Annotated in this window: 12 protein-coding genes and 1 pseudogene; 3 read left to right on the forward strand and 10 right to left on the reverse strand. The window is 71.8% G+C overall.

Going from position 1 to position 16,021, the window contains the following annotated elements:
- Positions 1-23 precede the first annotated feature (23 nt).
- From ABD223_RS10245 to ABD223_RS10260, 4 genes and pseudogenes are all read right to left on the reverse strand, one after another.
- Positions 24-206: pseudogene (locus ABD223_RS10245) on the reverse strand (tryptophan-rich sensory protein); the annotation flags it as partial.
- 15 nt (positions 207-221) lie between these two features.
- Positions 222-506: a hypothetical protein gene (locus ABD223_RS10250; RefSeq protein ID WP_344035789.1), complete on the reverse strand. Its 285-nt coding sequence runs from the start codon at positions 504-506 to the stop codon at positions 222-224.
- A 188-nt stretch (positions 507-694) separates the two neighbouring features.
- On the reverse strand, positions 695-1,213 hold the full coding sequence (locus ABD223_RS10255) for a uracil-DNA glycosylase (protein WP_344035790.1): 519 nt from the start codon (positions 1,211-1,213) through the stop codon (positions 695-697).
- Between the two features lie 310 nt (positions 1,214-1,523).
- Complete coding sequence (locus ABD223_RS10260; protein ID WP_344035791.1) at positions 1,524-2,435, reverse strand: DUF1996 domain-containing protein; 912 nt, start codon at positions 2,433-2,435, stop codon at positions 1,524-1,526.
- Positions 2,436-2,632: 197 nt separating this feature from the next.
- Here ABD223_RS10260 and ABD223_RS10265 point away from each other — a divergent pair, with 197 nt between their 5' ends.
- On the forward strand, positions 2,633-4,753 hold the full coding sequence (locus ABD223_RS10265; protein ID WP_344035793.1) for a discoidin domain-containing protein: 2,121 nt from the start codon (positions 2,633-2,635) through the stop codon (positions 4,751-4,753).
- Between the two features lie 134 nt (positions 4,754-4,887).
- On the opposite strand, the gene ABD223_RS10270 is transcribed toward ABD223_RS10265, so the two are convergent.
- The 6 genes from ABD223_RS10270 to ABD223_RS10295 are packed head-to-tail and all read right to left on the reverse strand — an operon-like array spanning position 4,888 to position 12,042.
- Positions 4,888-6,288, reverse strand: coding sequence for a GH1 family beta-glucosidase (locus tag ABD223_RS10270; RefSeq protein ID WP_344035794.1), 1,401 nt, complete (start codon positions 6,286-6,288; stop codon positions 4,888-4,890).
- Between the two features lie 45 nt (positions 6,289-6,333).
- Complete coding sequence (locus ABD223_RS10275; protein WP_344035795.1) at positions 6,334-7,338, reverse strand: ABC transporter ATP-binding protein; 1,005 nt, start codon at positions 7,336-7,338, stop codon at positions 6,334-6,336.
- Positions 7,335-8,306: an ABC transporter permease gene (locus ABD223_RS10280; RefSeq protein WP_344035796.1), complete on the reverse strand. Its 972-nt coding sequence runs from the start codon at positions 8,304-8,306 to the stop codon at positions 7,335-7,337. Before ABD223_RS10280 ends, ABD223_RS10275 begins: the two co-directional genes overlap by 4 nt.
- Before the next feature lie 3 nt (positions 8,307-8,309).
- Positions 8,310-9,290 carry an ABC transporter permease gene (locus tag ABD223_RS10285; RefSeq protein ID WP_344035797.1) on the reverse strand — a complete coding sequence of 327 codons (981 nt, stop codon included), beginning with the start codon at positions 9,288-9,290 and terminating at the stop codon, positions 8,310-8,312.
- Entirely contained in the window at positions 9,287-10,387 is a 1,101-nt protein-coding gene (locus ABD223_RS10290) for an ABC transporter ATP-binding protein (RefSeq protein WP_344035798.1), read from the reverse strand. Before ABD223_RS10290 ends, ABD223_RS10285 begins: the two co-directional genes overlap by 4 nt.
- The gene (locus ABD223_RS10295) at positions 10,384-12,042 is read right to left on the reverse strand and encodes an ABC transporter substrate-binding protein (RefSeq protein WP_344035799.1); all 1,659 of its coding nucleotides are present in this window, start codon (positions 12,040-12,042) and stop codon (positions 10,384-10,386) included. Before ABD223_RS10295 ends, ABD223_RS10290 begins: the two co-directional genes overlap by 4 nt.
- Before the next feature lie 188 nt (positions 12,043-12,230).
- On the opposite strand from ABD223_RS10295, the gene ABD223_RS10300 reads away from it, so the two are divergent.
- Entirely contained in the window at positions 12,231-13,454 is a 1,224-nt protein-coding gene (locus ABD223_RS10300) for an ROK family transcriptional regulator (RefSeq protein WP_344035800.1), read from the forward strand.
- A 203-nt stretch (positions 13,455-13,657) separates the two neighbouring features.
- Positions 13,658-16,021, forward strand: coding sequence for a glycoside hydrolase family 3 C-terminal domain-containing protein (locus tag ABD223_RS10305; protein ID WP_344035801.1), 2,364 nt, complete (start codon positions 13,658-13,660; stop codon positions 16,019-16,021).

Below are 16,021 nucleotides of genomic sequence, written 5' to 3' on the forward strand. Positions count from 1 at the left end.
TTCGATTCGGTGTTGGACCCAGGCTATGACCCAATGCGGACAACTTCGGTCCGCGATTCCTGGTGGTCTTCGAATGGGTCAGTCGAGGGCGGCGAACAGGCCGGTGCCCACGTGGCGCCGTGCCGCTTCCAGAACGACCAGCCGGAGACGGCGATCATCACGCACGGGGCGGTCCACACCGGACCGAAGAGCCAGGTCGGCGGGGCCCAGTCGGCTCGTCGTCAGGCGGCGTGCGGGATGGGCGCGTCGGCCAGCAGCGCCCGTCCGGCCGCCGTGAGCCGAACCGGCCCGCTCCCGGCCCCGCCACCGACCTCAGCCACACCCCCTGCCGCGATGAGCCCCGCACGGACCAACCGCGGGCCGACGAACTGGTCGCAGCAGCCGATGCCGTCGACCAGGAGCGCGCCGGCCGCGTACGCGCAGCGGCCGGCGGCGACAGCCCTCAGCACGGCCCGGTCCCTGGGGGTGAGGCCCAGCTCGGTCTCGGTGTCGGTGTCGGTGTTCATGGCGATCCCTCCGCGTTCAGGTGCTCTCGCGTCCTCACCTGTTCGACGGTTGAGACTGCCCCGGGTCGACGCCTCCGCGGAGGAGGAAGCGCCGCACCGGTCCCGACTTCGTGAACTCGACCGGCCACCTCCGCACGTCAGGCCGTTCGGCTCGCCCCTCACGTTCAGCCGTTGAGCCGTTCACCCGTTCAGCCCACCGCCGCGGAGGCCTGCCGGAAGGCGTCCACCAGCTGCGGCCACCGGCCGGTCCGGTCGCGGTTGATCGACAGCGGCGACGGGTGCGGCGCGTTGAACACCTTGAGCTTGTGCCCGCGGCCGGACAGGTTCCACCCGGTGCCCGCCGGTCGGCCCAGCACCACCACCGCCTTGAGGTCGGTCAGCATCCGCAGCAGCTCCACCAGGTACGGCACGGACGAGCGCAGGTCCGCCGGCGTGGGAGCGCGTCCACCGAGGTGCCAGGGAACCACGTTCCAGGCCGCGCACACCCGCCGCGACAGACCCGCCTCCGCCATGGCGGTGAAGCCGTTGGCGGCGGTCGGGTCGTCGTTGTCGAGGGAGTTGATCCCGGACCTCCGCGAACCCTCCCCCGGCGACTCCAGCAGCAGCAGGACCTTGCTGTTCACCCCACCGCCCGCCGGGTCGAACAGCGGGACGTCGACCTTGCGCTCGGACGCGATGCGCTGGGCGAACTCCGTCAGCTTCGCCATGTGCGGCGCTTTGATCAGAGCCATCTTCCGAGCGACGGTCACGGGGTTGCGGTGAGCCCTCGGAGCGGTGGGGAAGACATCCATGGTCAGCAGCGTCCCCGGACGGCCGAACGCCGACCATCCGCCGTCCGGGCGGCACCCCGCCCACCCGACCACACCGCGTGTCACGAACCCATCGCGAGTCGTACGTCCGGTCCATCGTGTCGTACGTCCTGGACGTACGACACGATGGACCGGAACGTACGACTCGCGCGGGGTGGAGGAGGGGGCGCGGGGGCGTCCGGTTGGTGGGCGCCCCCGCGAGACGGCGTTAACGCGGGAGGCGGTGGTCCGGGCCGAGGGCCGCGCCGCGGTGCGGCTTGTACTGGTCGTAGCCGCGCGGGTCGCACTGGAGGCCGCCGTTGACGCAGTGCGAGACCAGCGCCTGCAACGTCGGCGCGTCCCAGGCGTTCATGAAGTCGTAGTGCCAGGTGTAGCCGCGGCCCGAGGAGAGCCTCACCCGCGACATGTCACCGGACACCGGGAACGCCATCTTGAACTCCAGCATCGGCACCGGCACCGGGTGCGACGACGGGCAGACCAGGGTCGCGCGGTCCGGGTAGGCCATGTGCGACCTGTGGTCGGCCGAGTCGAGGTCGCGGCCGTTCCAGCAACTGGGGGCCTGGTAGCGGATGTTGAGCTGGCTGCCCGGCGCGCACCAGGACGGGATGTCCCAGTTGTGGAAGCTGTCGCCGCACTCCCAGCCCTCCACCGCGCCGGGCGCGGTGCGGAACTGGTCCTGGGTGGCCGTGGGGCTGCCGACCACGAACCTCAGGCCCGCCGGGAACGAGCGGACCTGCCGGTAGTCCAGGATGCCGGACTTGTAGTAGATGACCTGCGGTCCGGTCGGCGGCACGACCTGGTCGCCGTTGTAGACCGTCGGGAACCAGTACGCCGACTTGTCGTCCGGGGTCTTGCAGTTGGTCTGCCCGGCCTTGAGCGAGTCGTTGGTCGTGCTCGCGGTGGTGGTGGGGTTGCCGAGGAAGGTGTGCATGTGGGACGCGCCCGGCAGCCTCGGGAAGACGATCGGGTCGTCCGGGCGGTGGTGCGTGACCGAGCAGTTGGCCTGGAACTCGTGGTGCGTGACCAGGTCGTCCGCCTGGGCGGGCGAACCCGCCGAGAGCAGGGATGCGAGTAGGCCGGCCGACGCCGTGGCGACCAGCACGCTGAGTTTTCGGGACACCTGTGTCCTCCTGCCGACGTGCCTGCGTGGGTTACGTGGCTGGGAGAGCGCTCTCCGAACCCAGGTTGCCCGTTGCTCCACCTGGGTGTCAATAGGCAGCGCATTGACAGATCCGTAGTCGGTTCGTAACACTTCGAGCCGGGTTGAGAGAGCGCTCTCCCGCCTATCGGCCCACTCGAACACCGGCAGGAGACGCCATGTACCGCCTCCGATCCGCCGGCACGGTGGTCGCGCTGCTCCTGGGACTCGCACTCGTCCCGGGCACCGCGACCGCCGCGCCGGTCCTGCTCTCGCAGGGCAAACCCGCCACCGCGTCCTCGACCGAGGGCGCGGGCACCCCCGCGTCCGCGGCCGTCGACGGCGACGCGGGCACCCGCTGGGCCAGCGCGTGGAGCGACCCCCAGTGGCTGCGCGTCGACCTCGGCGCGACCTCGACCCTGAGCCGGGTCGAGCTGGACTGGGAGGGCGCCTACGCCACGAGCTTCCAGGTCCAGGTCTCGAACGACGGCAACGCCTGGACCGCGGTCCACACCACCGCCAACGGCACGGGCGGCAGGCAGGGCTTCGACGTGACCGGCTCCGGCCGGTACGTCCGCGTCCACGGCACCCAGCGCGCCAACGGCTACGGCTACTCCCTCTGGGAGTTCCGCGTCTACGGCACGCAGGGCGGCGGCGACCCCCAGCCCGGCAGCGGGGTCCGCGTCACCGGCTCCCAGGGCAACTGGCAGCTCACCGTCGACGGGCAGCCGTGGACGGTCAAGGGCCTGACCTGGGGACCGCCCGCCGCCGACGCCGCCCGCTACATGCCCGAGCTGAGGTCCATGGGCGTCAACACCCTGCGCACGTGGGGCACCGACGCCTCCACCCGCCCGCTGCTCGACGCGGCCGCCGCCAACGGCCTCCGGGTCATGAACGGCTTCTGGCTCCAGCCCGGCGGCGGCCCCGGCTCCGGCGGCTGCGTCAACTACGTCACCGACACCACCTACAAGACCGACATGCTCAACACCATCCGGCAGTGGGTGACGACCTACAGGGACCACCCCGGCGTGCTCATGTGGAACGTCGGCAACGAGTCCATCCTCGGCCTCCAGAACTGCTACTCGGGCGCGGAGCTGGAGAACCAGCGCGTCGCGTACGCCCGGTACGTCAACGAGGCCGCGCTCGCCATCAAGGCCATCGACACGAACCACCCGGTGACCAACACCGACGCGTGGACCGGGGCGTGGGCGTACCTGAAGGCGCACACGCCGGCGCTCGACCTGTACTCGGTGAACTCCTACGGCAACGTGTGCAAGGTCCGCGACGACTGGGTGGCGGGCGGCCACACCAAGCCGTACCTGCTCACCGAGGCGGGCCCGGCCGGTGAGTGGGAGGTGCCGAACGACGTCAACGGCGTGCCGGCCGAGCCCACCGACGTGCAGAAGCGCGACGGCTACACGCAGGCGTGGAACTGCATCACCGGCCACCGGGGCGTGTCGTTCGGCGGCACGCTGTTCCACTACGGCACCGAGCACGACTTCGGCGCGGTGTGGTTCAACCTGACCCCGGCGGGCAAGAAGCGGCTGTCGTTCTACGCGGTGCAGCGGGCCTTCGGCGGCGCCACCCCGGCCAACACGCCGCCGGTGATCTCCGCGATGAACCTGCCCACCTCGGTCCCGGCGGGCGCGCGGCTGGACGTCGACGTGGCGGCGAGCGACCCGAACGGCGACCCGATCACGTGGTCGGCGGCGTTCAACTCGAAGTACATCGACAACAGCGGCGGCCTGGCCGACACCCCGGTGCAGGTCAACGGCAACCGGCTCACCGTCACCGCGCCCGACCGGCTGGGCGTGTGGAAGGTGTACGTGATGGCCGAGGACGGCCGCGGCAACATCGGCATCGAGACCAGGTCGGTCCGGGTCGTCGCGCCGCGGCCGGCGGGCACGAACGTGGCCCTCAACCGGCCCACCACGGCCTCCTCCCACCAGCAGGTGGGTGACGGCGCCCCCTTCCCGCCGTCGAACGCCGTGGACGGGAACGCGGGCACGCGCTGGGCCACCGACTGGGCCGATCCCCAGTGGCTGCGGGTCGACCTCGGCTCGGTGACCACCTTCCAGCACGTGCAGCTGGTGTGGGAGGGCGCGTTCGGCCGCGCCTACGAGGTCCAGGTGTCCGACGACGGGAACTCGTGGCGGACCGTGCACGCCACGACCACCGGCAACGGCGGGGTCGACTCGATCGACGTGACCGCCAGTGGCCGCTACGTGCGGCTGCACGCCACCCAGCGGGGCACCGGGTGGGGTTACTCGCTCTACGAGCTCGGCGTCTACCGGCGCTGACCCGGGGAACGGGCGGTGGCCGGGAGGAGTGGGTCCTCCCGGCCACCTGCCTTGTGCGCGTCGCGGAGTGGGTCGCGCGCACGGAGGAGGGGCGTCCCGCGTCACGACCGCGGGGCGCCCCTCCCTGCCCGGGTTCAGCCGCCCTTGACCCGGCGGATGGTGTCCCGGTACCACAGGGCGCTGCTCTTGGGCGTGCGGACCTGGGTGGCGTAGTCCACGTGGACCAGGCCGAACCGCTTCTCGTAGCCGTAGGACCACTCGAAGTTGTCCATCAGGGACCACGCGAAGTAGCCGCGCACGTCCGCGCCCAGCTCCCGCGCCTTGGCCACGGCCGCGATGTGCGAGTCCAGGTACGCGGTGCGGTCGTCGTCCTGGACGAAGCCGGTGTCGTCGGCCTCGTCGTCGAACGCCGCGCCGTTCTCGGTGATCACCATGGGCACGCCCGGGTACTCCCGACCGATCTGCGCCAGCAGCTCGGTGAAGCCCTCGGGGATGATCTCCCAGTCCATCGCGGTCACCGGCAGGCCGAACCGCACGGTGCGGTCGACGGGCAGCCCGTCGGCGTCCTCGGCGTTGCCCTGCTCGTCGACGCCGGAGAACTTGTGGCTGGAGTAGTAGTTCACGCCCAGCACGTCGATGGGCTGCCGGATGACCTCCAGGTCGCCGTCCTGCACCGGGATCGCCACGCCGCGCCGCGCCAGGTCGGCCACCACGTCCTCGGGGTAGTGGCCCTTGACCAGCGGGTCGAGGTAGATGCGGCGGGACAGGCCGTCCGCGCGGCGGGCCGCCTCGCGGTCGGCCTCGCTGTCGGTGGCCGGCGAGGAGTGGCTCATGTTGAGCGTGATGCCGAACTGGGTGGGCGTGGTGGCCGCCTCGCGCATCCGCTGCGTGGCCAGGCCGTGGCCGAGCAGCAGGTGGTGCACCGCGTGGATGGCCGCGCCGAAGTCCTGCCTGCCGGGCGCCTGGCGGCCCTCGTAGTAGCCGAGCATGGCCGAGCACCACGGCTCGTTGAGCGTGGTCCAGTCGCGCACCCGGTCGGACAGGGCGTCGAAGACGAGCATCGAGTAGTCGGCGAACCGGTAGGCGGTGTCGCGGGCGGGCCAGCCGCCCGCGTCCTCCAGCTCCTGCGGCAGGTCCCAGTGGTACAGCGTGACCCACGGGTCGATGCCCTTGGCCAGCAGCTCGTCCACCAGCCGGTCGTAGAACGCGAGGCCGGCCGGGTTGACCGGGCCCCGGCCGCCCGGCTGCACGCGCGGCCAGGCCACGGAGAACCGGTAGGTGTCCACGCCGAGCGAGCCGATCAGCGCGACGTCCTCGGGCATCCGGTGGTAGTGGTCGCACGCGACGTCGCCGTTGTCGCCGTCGTGCACCATCCCGGGCGTCCGGCAGTAGGTGTCCCAGATGGACGGTGTGCGACCGTCCTCGTCGTGCGCCCCCTCGATCTGGTAGGCGGAGGTCGCCACGCCCCAGCGGAACGAGGCGGGCAGGGTGTCGATCGCGGGGTCGAGCCCGACGGTCGGCGCCGTGGTGTCCATGGATCTCCTCAGGAGGCCTTCGACCGGGTTGTCGTGGACCCGGTCTCAGAACCCGTCGTCGTGAACGGGGTGCAGCCAGCAGGCCACGGTGCGGTCGGGTCCCACGTGGTCGTGGGGCACGCCCAGCACCGGGACCTCGACACCGCAGCGCTCCATCGCGCGCGGGCAGCGTGGGTGGAACGAGCAGCCCGTCGGCATGGCCCGCAGGTCGGGCGGCGAACCGGGGATGCCGGTCAGCTCGCGCTTGGGGCCGCGCAGGGCGGGGAAGGAGTTCAGCAGCCCGTGGCTGTAGGGGTGCTTCGGGTCGCGGTAGAGCTGGGCGGAGCTCGCCTCCTCGACGATCCGCCCGCCGTACATGATCGCGATCCGGTCGGAGAACTCGACCAGCAGGGACAGGTCGTGGGTGATGAACACGACCGAGAAGCCCAGCCGCTCGCGCAGCTCGACCAGCTGGCGCAGGATCTGCCGCTGCACCACCACGTCCAGCGCGGTGGTCGGCTCGTCCATGATGACGACCTTCGGCTCCAGCGCGAGCGCCATGCCGATCATGACGCGCTGGCGCATGCCGCCGGAGAGCTGGTGCGGGTAGCTGTCCAGGCGGTCGGCGGCGATGCCGACCAGCTCCAGCAGCTCGCGGGCCCTGGCCAGGCGGGACGCGCCGGTGCTGCCCGGGTCGTGCGCCCTGATCACGTCGGTGAGCTGGGTGGAGACGCGCTGCACCGGGTTGAGCGAGTTCATCGCGCCCTGGAACACGATCGCGGTCTCCGCCCAGCGGAACCTGCGCAGCTCCGGCTCGGTCATCCGGAGCACGTCCACGGGGCCGTCGTCGGTGTGGAACAGCACCTCGCCGCCGCGGACGACGCCCGGTGGCGGCAGCAGCCTGGTCAGGCCGTAGGCGAGGGTGGACTTGCCGCTGCCGCTCTCACCCGCCAGGCCGAGCACCTCGCCCCGGTGCAGGGTGAGGTTGACGTCGCGGATGGCGTGCACGGCGTCGTCGCCCAGGCCGTAGTCCACGTCGAGGCCGCGGACCTCCAGCACGGCGTCGGTCACTTGGCCTCCTTGTCGAGCACGGGCGTGAAGCCGACGCGCATCCGCACGGTGCGGCCGTCGGCGGTCTTGACGCGGGTCTTCCCGCCACCGCGCAGCCGGGGGCTGACGAACTCGTCGATGCCGAAGTTGACCAGCGACAGCGCGGTGCCCAGCAGCGCGATGGCCAGGCCTGCGGGCACGAACCACCACCACGCGCCCTGGCCGAGCGCCTGCTGGCTCTGGGCCCAGTACAGGACCGTGCCCCAGTTCCAGCCGCTGCCCGCGCCGACGCCGATGAACGCCAGCGTGATCTCCAGCGTCACCGCGAAGATGACCGTGCCGACGAAGCCGGAGGCGATGACCGCGGTGAGGTTGGGCAGGATCTCGAACAGGATGATCCGCCAGGTGGACTCGCCGGTGGCCCGCGCGGCCTCCACGTAGTCGCGGCGGCGCAGGGACAGCGTCTGGGCCCGCAGCACCCGCGCGCCCCACGCCCACGACGTCAGGCCGATGAGCAGCGCGATGGTGAGGGTGCCGGTCTCGGGCAGCGTGGACGTGATGATGATCATCAGCGGCAGGGCCGGGAGCACCAGGAACACGTTGGACAGCGCGGACAGCACCTCGCTGCCGGCGCCGCCGAGGTAGCCCGAGGTCACGCCGACCAGCACCGACAGGATCGTGGCGACGACGCCGGCCACGAAACCGACGACGACGACGCTCTGCGTGCCCACGACGACCTGGCTGAAGATGTCCTGGCCTAGGTGGGTGGTGCCGAACCAGTGGGCCGCCGACGGCGGCTGGAGCAGGTCGTTGCTGCGCGCCGACGGGTCGTGCGGCGCGATCCACGGCCCGATGACCGCGATCAGGGCGAAGAAGCCCAGGAGCGCCAGGCCGGCGGTGGCCTTGGAGTTGGCCACGAACCTCAGCCGGCGGCGCTTGGGCGGCGTCGCGACCGGGGTCGCGGCCGCGGTGGTGGGTACGACGGTCACGGCTCAGCCCTCCCGTCGGGTGCGCGGGTCGAGCGCGAGGTAGGCCACGTCGGCGAGGAAGTTCGCCAGCAGCACGGACAGCGTGATGATCAGGAAGACGCCCTGCATGAGCGGGTAGTCCTTGGCCCCGACCGCCTGGAACAGCTGGAGGCCGAGCCCGGGGTAGGAGAACACGATCTCGACCAGCAGCGTGCCGCCGACGATGAAGCCGAGCGAGAGCGCGAAGCCGGACACGTTGGGCAGCAGCGCGTTGCGGGCCGCGTAGGCCACCATGACGCGCCGGTCGGACAGGCCCTTGGCGTGCGCGACGGTCACGTAGTCCTCGGAGGCCACCGTGACCATCATGTTGCGCATGCTGAGGATCCAGCCCGCCATCGAGGAGATCAGGATGGTGAGCGCGGGCAGCAGGCCGTGCCGCAGCACGCTGCCGATGAACTCCAGGTCCGGGTTGGGCACCAGGCCGGAGTCGTAGGCGCCGGAGGCCGGGAAGAAGCTGTTCGGACCGCTGAGCAGCGCGATCGCGATGAGGCCGAGCCAGAAGTACGGGATGGACGACAGGAACGTGGTCACCGGGATCAGGGCGTCGGCCCACGAGCCGCGCCGCCAGCCGATGCCGGTGCCCAGGGCCGTGCCGATGAGGAAGCCGAGCACGGTGGTGATGCCGACCAGGCCGAGCGTCCACGGCAGGCCGTCGCCGATGACCTGCGTCACCGGTGACGGGAAGTAGGTGAACGACAGGCCCAGGTCGCCGCGCAGCAGCTGCGCCAGGTAGGTGAAGTACTGGTCGAGCAGGCCGGCGTTCTTGTCCAACCCGAACAGGACGTACAGCGACTCCACGGCCTCGCTGGTCATCTGGCCGCGCGACCGGGTGATCAGGGCCTGCACGGGGTCGCCGGGGATGAGTCGCGGGATGAAGAAGTTGATGGTGATCGCGGCCCACGCGGTGAACAGGTAGAACGCGAGGCGCTTGAGGATGAAGCTCACAGCACCTCCTCGCGGCCGTCGGCCTCGACCACGCGGAGCTTCACGCGGTCGGACCCGGCCAGGTCCTCGCCGTAGAGCCAGCACGCGGCGAAGTGCGCCTCGCCGTCGCCGAGGGCGAACCTCGGGGGCGCCTTCTCCACGCAGACCTTCATCGCGTGCGGGCAGCGCGGGTTGAACCGGCAGCCGGGCGGCGGGGTGATCAGCGACGGGGGCTCGCCCGTGCCGCCGTCCTTCTCCTCGGCGGCGGGCCGGTCGGGGTCCGGCGCGGACTCGATGAGCAGCTGCGTGTACGGGTGGGCGGGCCGCTGCGTGACGGTCTCGCTGTCGCCGCCCTCGACGACGCCGCCCGCGTACATCACGAACGTCTCGTCGGCGAAGTAGCGGGCCGAGGCGATGTCGTGGGTGATGTAGAGGATCGCCAGGTCCAGGCGCTCCTTCAGGTCGCGCAGCAGGTTGAGCACGCCGAGGCGGATCGACACGTCGAGCATCGACACCGGCTCGTCGGCGAGCAGCACCTCGGGGTCCGCGCCCAGGGCGCGGGCGATGGCCACGCGCTGGCGCTGGCCGCCGGACAGCTCGTGCGGGAACTTGTCGACGTACCGCTCCGGCGGCGTGAGCTGCACGCGGGTGAGCAGGTCGGCGAGCGCCCGCTCCAGCTCCTCGGCCGTGCGGCCCTCGTTGCCGTGGATCTTCAGCGCCCTGGTCAGGTGGTAGCGCACGGTGTGCACGGGGTTCAGCGAGGCGAACGGGTCCTGGAAGATCATCTGGACCCGCTTGCTGTACGCCCGGAAGCGCTTGCCGCCCTTGGTGTCGACCGGTTCGCCGTGCAGCCGGACCGTGCCGGAGGTCTGGGGGTAGAGCTGCGCCAGCAGGCGGGCCACCGTCGACTTGCCCGAACCGGACTCGCCGACCAGCGCGGTGACCCGGCCGCGGTGCAGCCTGAGCGTCACGTCCTCGACCGCGCGCACGGAGCGCGTGGCCCGGGACAGCAGCTCGCGCCCGCGCTTGCGGACCGGGAAGTGCTTGGTCAGGCCGTCGGCCTCCAGGACCACCTCGGTGGTGGTCCCGGAGGCCGACGGTGCGGTGCCCGTGGTCATGCGGCCGGCTTCAGGTGCATGACGACGTCGAGCGCGTTCTCCAGCGTGGGCTGGATCGGCGCGTACGGGTTGGCGTCGTCCGGCCAGCCGATCCAGTTCTTGGTGCTGTACTGGCCGCCCGCGTTGGCCGCGGAGGTGATGGCGACCGGCATGTCGCGGACGTGGATCTGCTGGATCTTGTGCAGCGCCGCGGTGCGGGCGGCGTCGTCGGCGGCGTTGGCGTACTCGTTGAGCAGCGCCGTGGCCTCGGGGTTCTCGTAACGGCCGTAGTTGCCGTTGATGCCGCCCTCGCCGATCGGCTTGTAGAGCGAGCCGTCCATGATGTTCTGGTAGATGTCGTACGGCGTCGGGCCGTTGTTGGTCCAGTGCAGCGCGGCCTGGAAGTCACCGGTGTCGAGCGCCTTGGTCCAGCTGTCGGCGTTCGGCAGGTCGACGGTCGCCTCGATGCCGATCTTGGAGACGTTGTCCTTGATGATCTCCAGGTTCGTCACGTAGTCCGACCAGCCGGAGGGCACGGTCATCTTCAGCGTGACGGGCTGGCCCGACGGGTCCTTCAGCGTGTCGCCGTCGAAGGTGAAGCCGTTGTCGGTCAGCTCCTTCTTGGCGGCCTCGACGTCGACCGTGACGATCTCGTCCTTGAACTCGGGCGCGATGTACGAGGTGCCGGCGGGCGTCGGGATGCCGGTGATGTTGTCGACCTTCGGGTAGAAGTACCCCGCCTCGCCCTGGGTGAAGATGTCGTCGCGGTTGATCACCGTGTTGACCGCGCGGCGCAGCGCCGGGTTGTCCCACGGCTTGACCTTCGTGTTGAACCACAGGCCGTGGATGCCCAGCACCGGCGGGAACCAGAGCTTGTAGTGCTCGGGGTCCTTGGAGGTGTAGACGGCCTCGTAGTTCGGGATGAACACGAAGCTCCACTCGGCCGCGCCGGTGGCCAGGGCGGTGGTCTGCGCGTTGTTGTCGCTGTAGGAGGTGTAGCGGACCTCCTTGACGGCGGGCAGGTCCTGCCAGTACGAGTCGCGCACGGCCAGCGTGACGGTCTGCGGCGTGAAGGTCTTCAGCGTGTACGGGCCGCTGCCGACCGGGCTCTTGACCGTCTCGGTGGTCGGGTTGGGGATCGCGGACCAGATGTGCTTCGGCACGATCAGCTGCTCGAAGATCTTCTTCTGGTTGACGAACTGCGACCGCGGGAAGCCGACCTCGACCTTGTTGCCGGAGGAGGAGATCCGGTCGTAGGGGACCGACTCGATGTTCAGGCCCGGGTTGGCCTTGAGCAGCTCGAAGGTGAACGCCACGTCCTCGGCGGTCAGCGGCTTGCCGTCAGACCAGGTCACGCCGTCGCGGATGGTCAGGGTCAGCTTGCTGTAGTTGTCGGCCCAGTCCCACTCGGTGGCCAGCCACGGCTTGAACTCCTCCGTGGGGTCGGTCTCGTTGACCATCGCCAGCGGTTCGAAGAGGAGCCTGCGGTAGCCCAGCGAGCTGGCGGCCGACGAGTTGAGGAACGGGTTGTTGTTCTCGGTCTGCGGACCGTTGGGCATGCCGACGTTCAGCACGCCGTTGGCGCTGCTGCTCGCGCCGGGGTTCGAGGTCGAACAGGCTGCCGAGAACAGCAGTGCTGCCGCGACGGCGAGGGCGGACGTTCGCCTGAGTCGCATGGGTTCTCCTTGTCGGGGGCGGGGGGGGAGAGCGCTCTCGGTAGGGCGGACCGCGGGTGCCATCGCGGTTGGGACGCTCGACGCGTCCTCGTGTCGTTGCAGACCTAACCCCGGTGAGCCAAGTCACGTCAATCACGAACAGGTTACAAACTTAGTCTAATTTTAAGTCGCAAACTAAGGTTCGGCCCATGGCCCCGAAGCGCACCACCGTCCGCGACCTGCGCCGGCAGAACCGGGCGACCCTGCTGTCGACGCTGTTCTTCGACGGGCCCCTGAGCAGGTACGAGCTGTCGCGGCTGTCCGGGCTGTCCGCCGCGACGGTGTCGAACGTGACCGCCGAACTGGTGGAGGACGGGCTCGTGGTCGAGGCCGGGTCGGTCGACTCGGACGGCGGCCGGCCGCGCGTGCTGCTGCGCGTGAACCCGGCGTTCGGGCACGTGGTGGGCGTGGACGTCGGCGAGACCGGGATCAAGGTCGAGCTGTTCGACCTGGCGCTGACCCAGCTCGCCGCCCGCGACCACGCCCTGTCGCCCTCCTCGCCCGGCCCCGTCGCCTCGCTGATCGCGTCCTCGGTCCGGGAGGTGGTCGCGGCGGCCGGCATCCCGGTCTCGACCGTGCTCGGCGTCGGGATCGGCGTCCCCGGGACGGTGGAGCAGGGCGCGTCGGCCGTGGTGCACGCGCCCACGATCGGCTGGGACGGGGTGCGGCTGGAAGAGCTGATCCGGGCGGCCGGCGGCACGTGGCCGCTGTACGTGGAGAACGGGGCCAAGACCCAGGGCCAGGCCGAGATGTGGTTCGGCGCGGGACGCGGGGCGAGGCACGTCGTGATAGCCCTCATCGGCTCGGGCGTCGGGGCGGCCGTGGTCACCGACGGCGGCGTCTACCGGGGCGCGACCAGCTCGGCGGGCGAGTGGGGGCACACCACGATCGCGTACGGCGGCAGGCCGTGCCGGTGCGGCGCGCTGGGGTGCCTCGAAGCCTACGTCGGCGCGGAGGGCATCCTCGACCGCTACCGGAAAGCCAGGGGCCGCAACCTCTCCGGGGGCGACGAGCAGTCCACCGTGGCCGCCCTGATCACCGCCGCCGAGCACTCCCGCACCGCCGCCCGCGTCCTCGACGAGACCGCCGGCTACCTCGGCGCGGGCATCGCCAACCTGGTCAACCTGTTCAACCCCGAGCGCATCGTCCTGGGCGGCTGGGCGGGCCTGGCGCTGGGCGCGCACCAGCTGGACCGGATCGTCGCCGCCACCCGCGCCCACGCCCTGCGCCACCCGTTCGACCAGATCTCGATCCGCCTGGGCCACTTCGGCCCGGACGCCGTGGCCGTGGGCGCCGCCACCCTCCCCGTGGGCGCCCTCCTGGAAGGCGCCTCGGACCCGCGCAAACCGGCGCCGCACCCCAACATCGCCTGACCTCCTACCTACTCACCAGTTGCGAACTCGGGGTACCCGGACGTACGACTCGCGGGCCCTGGGCGTTCGACTCGCGCGCGAGTCGTACGTCCGGGTCCACCGTGTCGTACGTTCCGGTACCCCGAGTTCTGCGTTCGCGACGGTGTTGACAGGGAGGAGGGGGTGGGTGAGGGTGGATCGGAGAGCGCTCTCCGAGTAGGGGGATGTTGGTGGACGACGTCGAGTTGGACCTGCTGGTGGGGAAGCTGGACCTGGCGCGGAAGGTCCGGCTGCTGACCGGGGCCACCGCCTGGCGCACGGGCGAGGAGCCCGACATCGGGTTGCGGTCGATCGTCGTGTCGGACGGGCCGATCGGGGTGCGCGGCCAGCGGTGGGACGAGCGCAGCACGTCGCTGGCGCTGCCGTCGCCCACGGCGCTGGCCGCGACCTGGGACCTCGACCTGGTGGCGCGGCTGGGGCTGCTGCTCGCGGCCGAGGCCCGGCGCAAGGGCGTGGACGTGCTGCTCGCGCCGACGCTCAACCTGCACCGGTCGCCGTTCGGCGGTCGGCACTTCGAGTGCTTCTCCGAGGACCCGCTGCTGACCGCGCGCGTCGGCGCCGCCTACGTCACCGGCGTGCAGCGGGGCGGCGTCGCGGCCACGGCCAAGCACTACGTCGCCAACGACTCCGAGACCGAGCGCATGACCCTGGACGCCCGGGTCGGCGAACGCGCCCTCCGCGAGGTCTACCTCCTCCCCTTCGAGCACGCCGTCGAGGCCGGGGTGTGGGTGGTCATGTCCGCCTACAACGGCGTCAACGGCGTCACCATGTCCGAGAGCCCGCTGCTGGACGAGCCGCTCAAGGGCGAGTGGGGCTTCGACGGCGTCGTGGTGTCCGACTGGGGCGCGGTCCGCTCCACGGCCGCCTCCGCGAACGCCGGGCAGGACCTGGCCATGCCCGGCCCGGACAGCCCGTGGCGCGACGACCTGGTCGCCGCCGTGGAGCGCGGCGAGGTGCCCGAAGCCGCGGTCGACGCCAAGGTCGAGCGGCTGCTGCGGCTGGCCTCGCGGGTGGGCGCGCTCAACGGCGCCCGGCCGACCCCGCCGCCGCGGGTGGAGGACCCCCTCGGCCTGCTGCGCGAGGCGATCGCCAAGAGCACCGTGCTGCTGCGCAACGACGGCGTCCTGCCCCTCTCCCCCGGCGCGAGGGTCGCCGTCCTCGGCCCGAACGCCGCCACCGCCCGCATCCAGGGCGGCGGCAGCGCGGGCGTCCACCCCGGCTCGGTCGTCTCGTTCGTCGACGGCCTGCGCGAGGTCGCCGAGGTCGCGCACGCGCCCGGCGTCCGCCTCGACCACCGCCCCACGCCCCTCACCACCGCCGACACCCGCCACCCGGTCACCGGCGAGCCGGGCGTGCTGGTGCGCGTGCTGGACGCCGACGGCGTCGAGCTGGCCTCCGAGGACCGACTGCTGGGCCGGGTGCTGGAGGTCCCGCCGGTCGAGGGCGCCCGCGCGGTCGAGGTCCGCGGCGTGCTCACCGCGCGCACCGCGGGCGAGTGGAGCTTCTCGGTGGCCGGGTTCGGCCGCCTCACCCTGGACGTGGACGGCGAGCGCGTGCTGGACGAGCACGTGCCGCTGGAGACCGACGACCCCGCGGTCATCCACCTGACCCCGCCGCACCGCCGGGTCACCGCCCGCCTCGACGAGGGCCAGGAGGTGGACCTGGTCGCCCGGCGCGAGCTGCTGGAGCACACCGGCACCGCGACCGCGCTGGCCGCCGACCCGCCGGAGCTGGGCGCGGACGAGGAGCTGGCGCGGGCCGTCGGGCTGGCCCGGGACGCCGACGTGGCCGTGGTCGTGGTCGGCACCACCGACGAGATCGAGAGCGAGGGCTTCGACCGCGCCTCCCTCGCCCTGCCCGGTCGCCAGGACGAGCTGGTCCGCGCGGTGCGCGCGGTCAACGACCGGACCGTGGTCGTGGTCAACTCCGGCGGCCCGGTGGAGCTGCCGTGGCGCGACGAGGTGGCCGCGGTGCTGCTGACCTGGTTCCCGGGGCAGGAGGCCGGGCACGGCCTGGCCGACGTGCTGTCCGGGGCGCGGGAGCCCGGCGGCCGGCTGCCGACGACGTGGGCGGCCGGGCAGGCGGACGTGCCGGTGTCGGACGTGCGGCCGGTGGACGGGGTGCTGCGCTACGCCGAGGGCCCCGACATCGGCCACCGGGCGTGGCGTCGCGCCGGCGCCGCGCCCGCCTACTGGTTCGGCCACGGCCTGGGTTACACGACCTGGGCTTACGAGCACGCCGAGGCCGCGCCGGGCGGCGCGCTGGTCCGGGTGCGCAACACCGGCGGGCGGCCGGGTCGCGAGCTGGTGCAGGTCTACGCGGAGGGCGGCGGGCTCGTCGGCTGGGCGCACGCCGAGGCGGGTCCCGGCGAGGCCGTGGAGGTGCGCGTGGAGCTGCCGGACCGGGTGTTCCGACGCTGGACCCCGGGCGGCTGGGTGGTCGACCGGGACGTCTCCCTGCTGGTGGGGCGCAGCGCGGGCGACACGCCGCTCAGGATCGGAGAGCGCTCTCCAGACGTGGCAGAATGA

The sequence above is a fragment of the Saccharothrix xinjiangensis genome (genome assembly GCF_039527585.1).
GTDB lineage: Bacteria > Actinomycetota > Actinomycetes > Mycobacteriales > Pseudonocardiaceae > Actinosynnema > Actinosynnema xinjiangensis.

Excerpts from the sequence above, each read along its gene's own strand:
- ABD223_RS10265 (WP_344035793.1), top strand. The coding sequence starts at position 2,633 with ATGTACCGCCTCCGATCCGCCGGCACGGTGGTCGCGCTGCTCCTGGGA.
- ABD223_RS10290 (WP_344035798.1), bottom strand. The coding sequence starts at position 10,387 with ATGACCACGGGCACCGCACCGTCGGCCTCCGGGACCACCACCGAGGTG.
- ABD223_RS10255 (WP_344035790.1), bottom strand. The coding sequence starts at position 1,213 with ATGGCGAAGCTGACGGAGTTCGCCCAGCGCATCGCGTCCGAGCGCAAG.
- ABD223_RS10270 (WP_344035794.1), bottom strand. The coding sequence starts at position 6,288 with ATGGACACCACGGCGCCGACCGTCGGGCTCGACCCCGCGATCGACACC.
- ABD223_RS10250 (WP_344035789.1), bottom strand. The coding sequence starts at position 506 with ATGAACACCGACACCGACACCGAGACCGAGCTGGGCCTCACCCCCAGG.
- ABD223_RS10295 (WP_344035799.1), bottom strand. The coding sequence starts at position 12,042 with ATGCGACTCAGGCGAACGTCCGCCCTCGCCGTCGCGGCAGCACTGCTG.
- ABD223_RS10305 (WP_344035801.1), top strand. The coding sequence starts at position 13,658 with ATGTTGGTGGACGACGTCGAGTTGGACCTGCTGGTGGGGAAGCTGGAC.
- ABD223_RS10300 (WP_344035800.1), top strand. The coding sequence starts at position 12,231 with ATGGCCCCGAAGCGCACCACCGTCCGCGACCTGCGCCGGCAGAACCGG.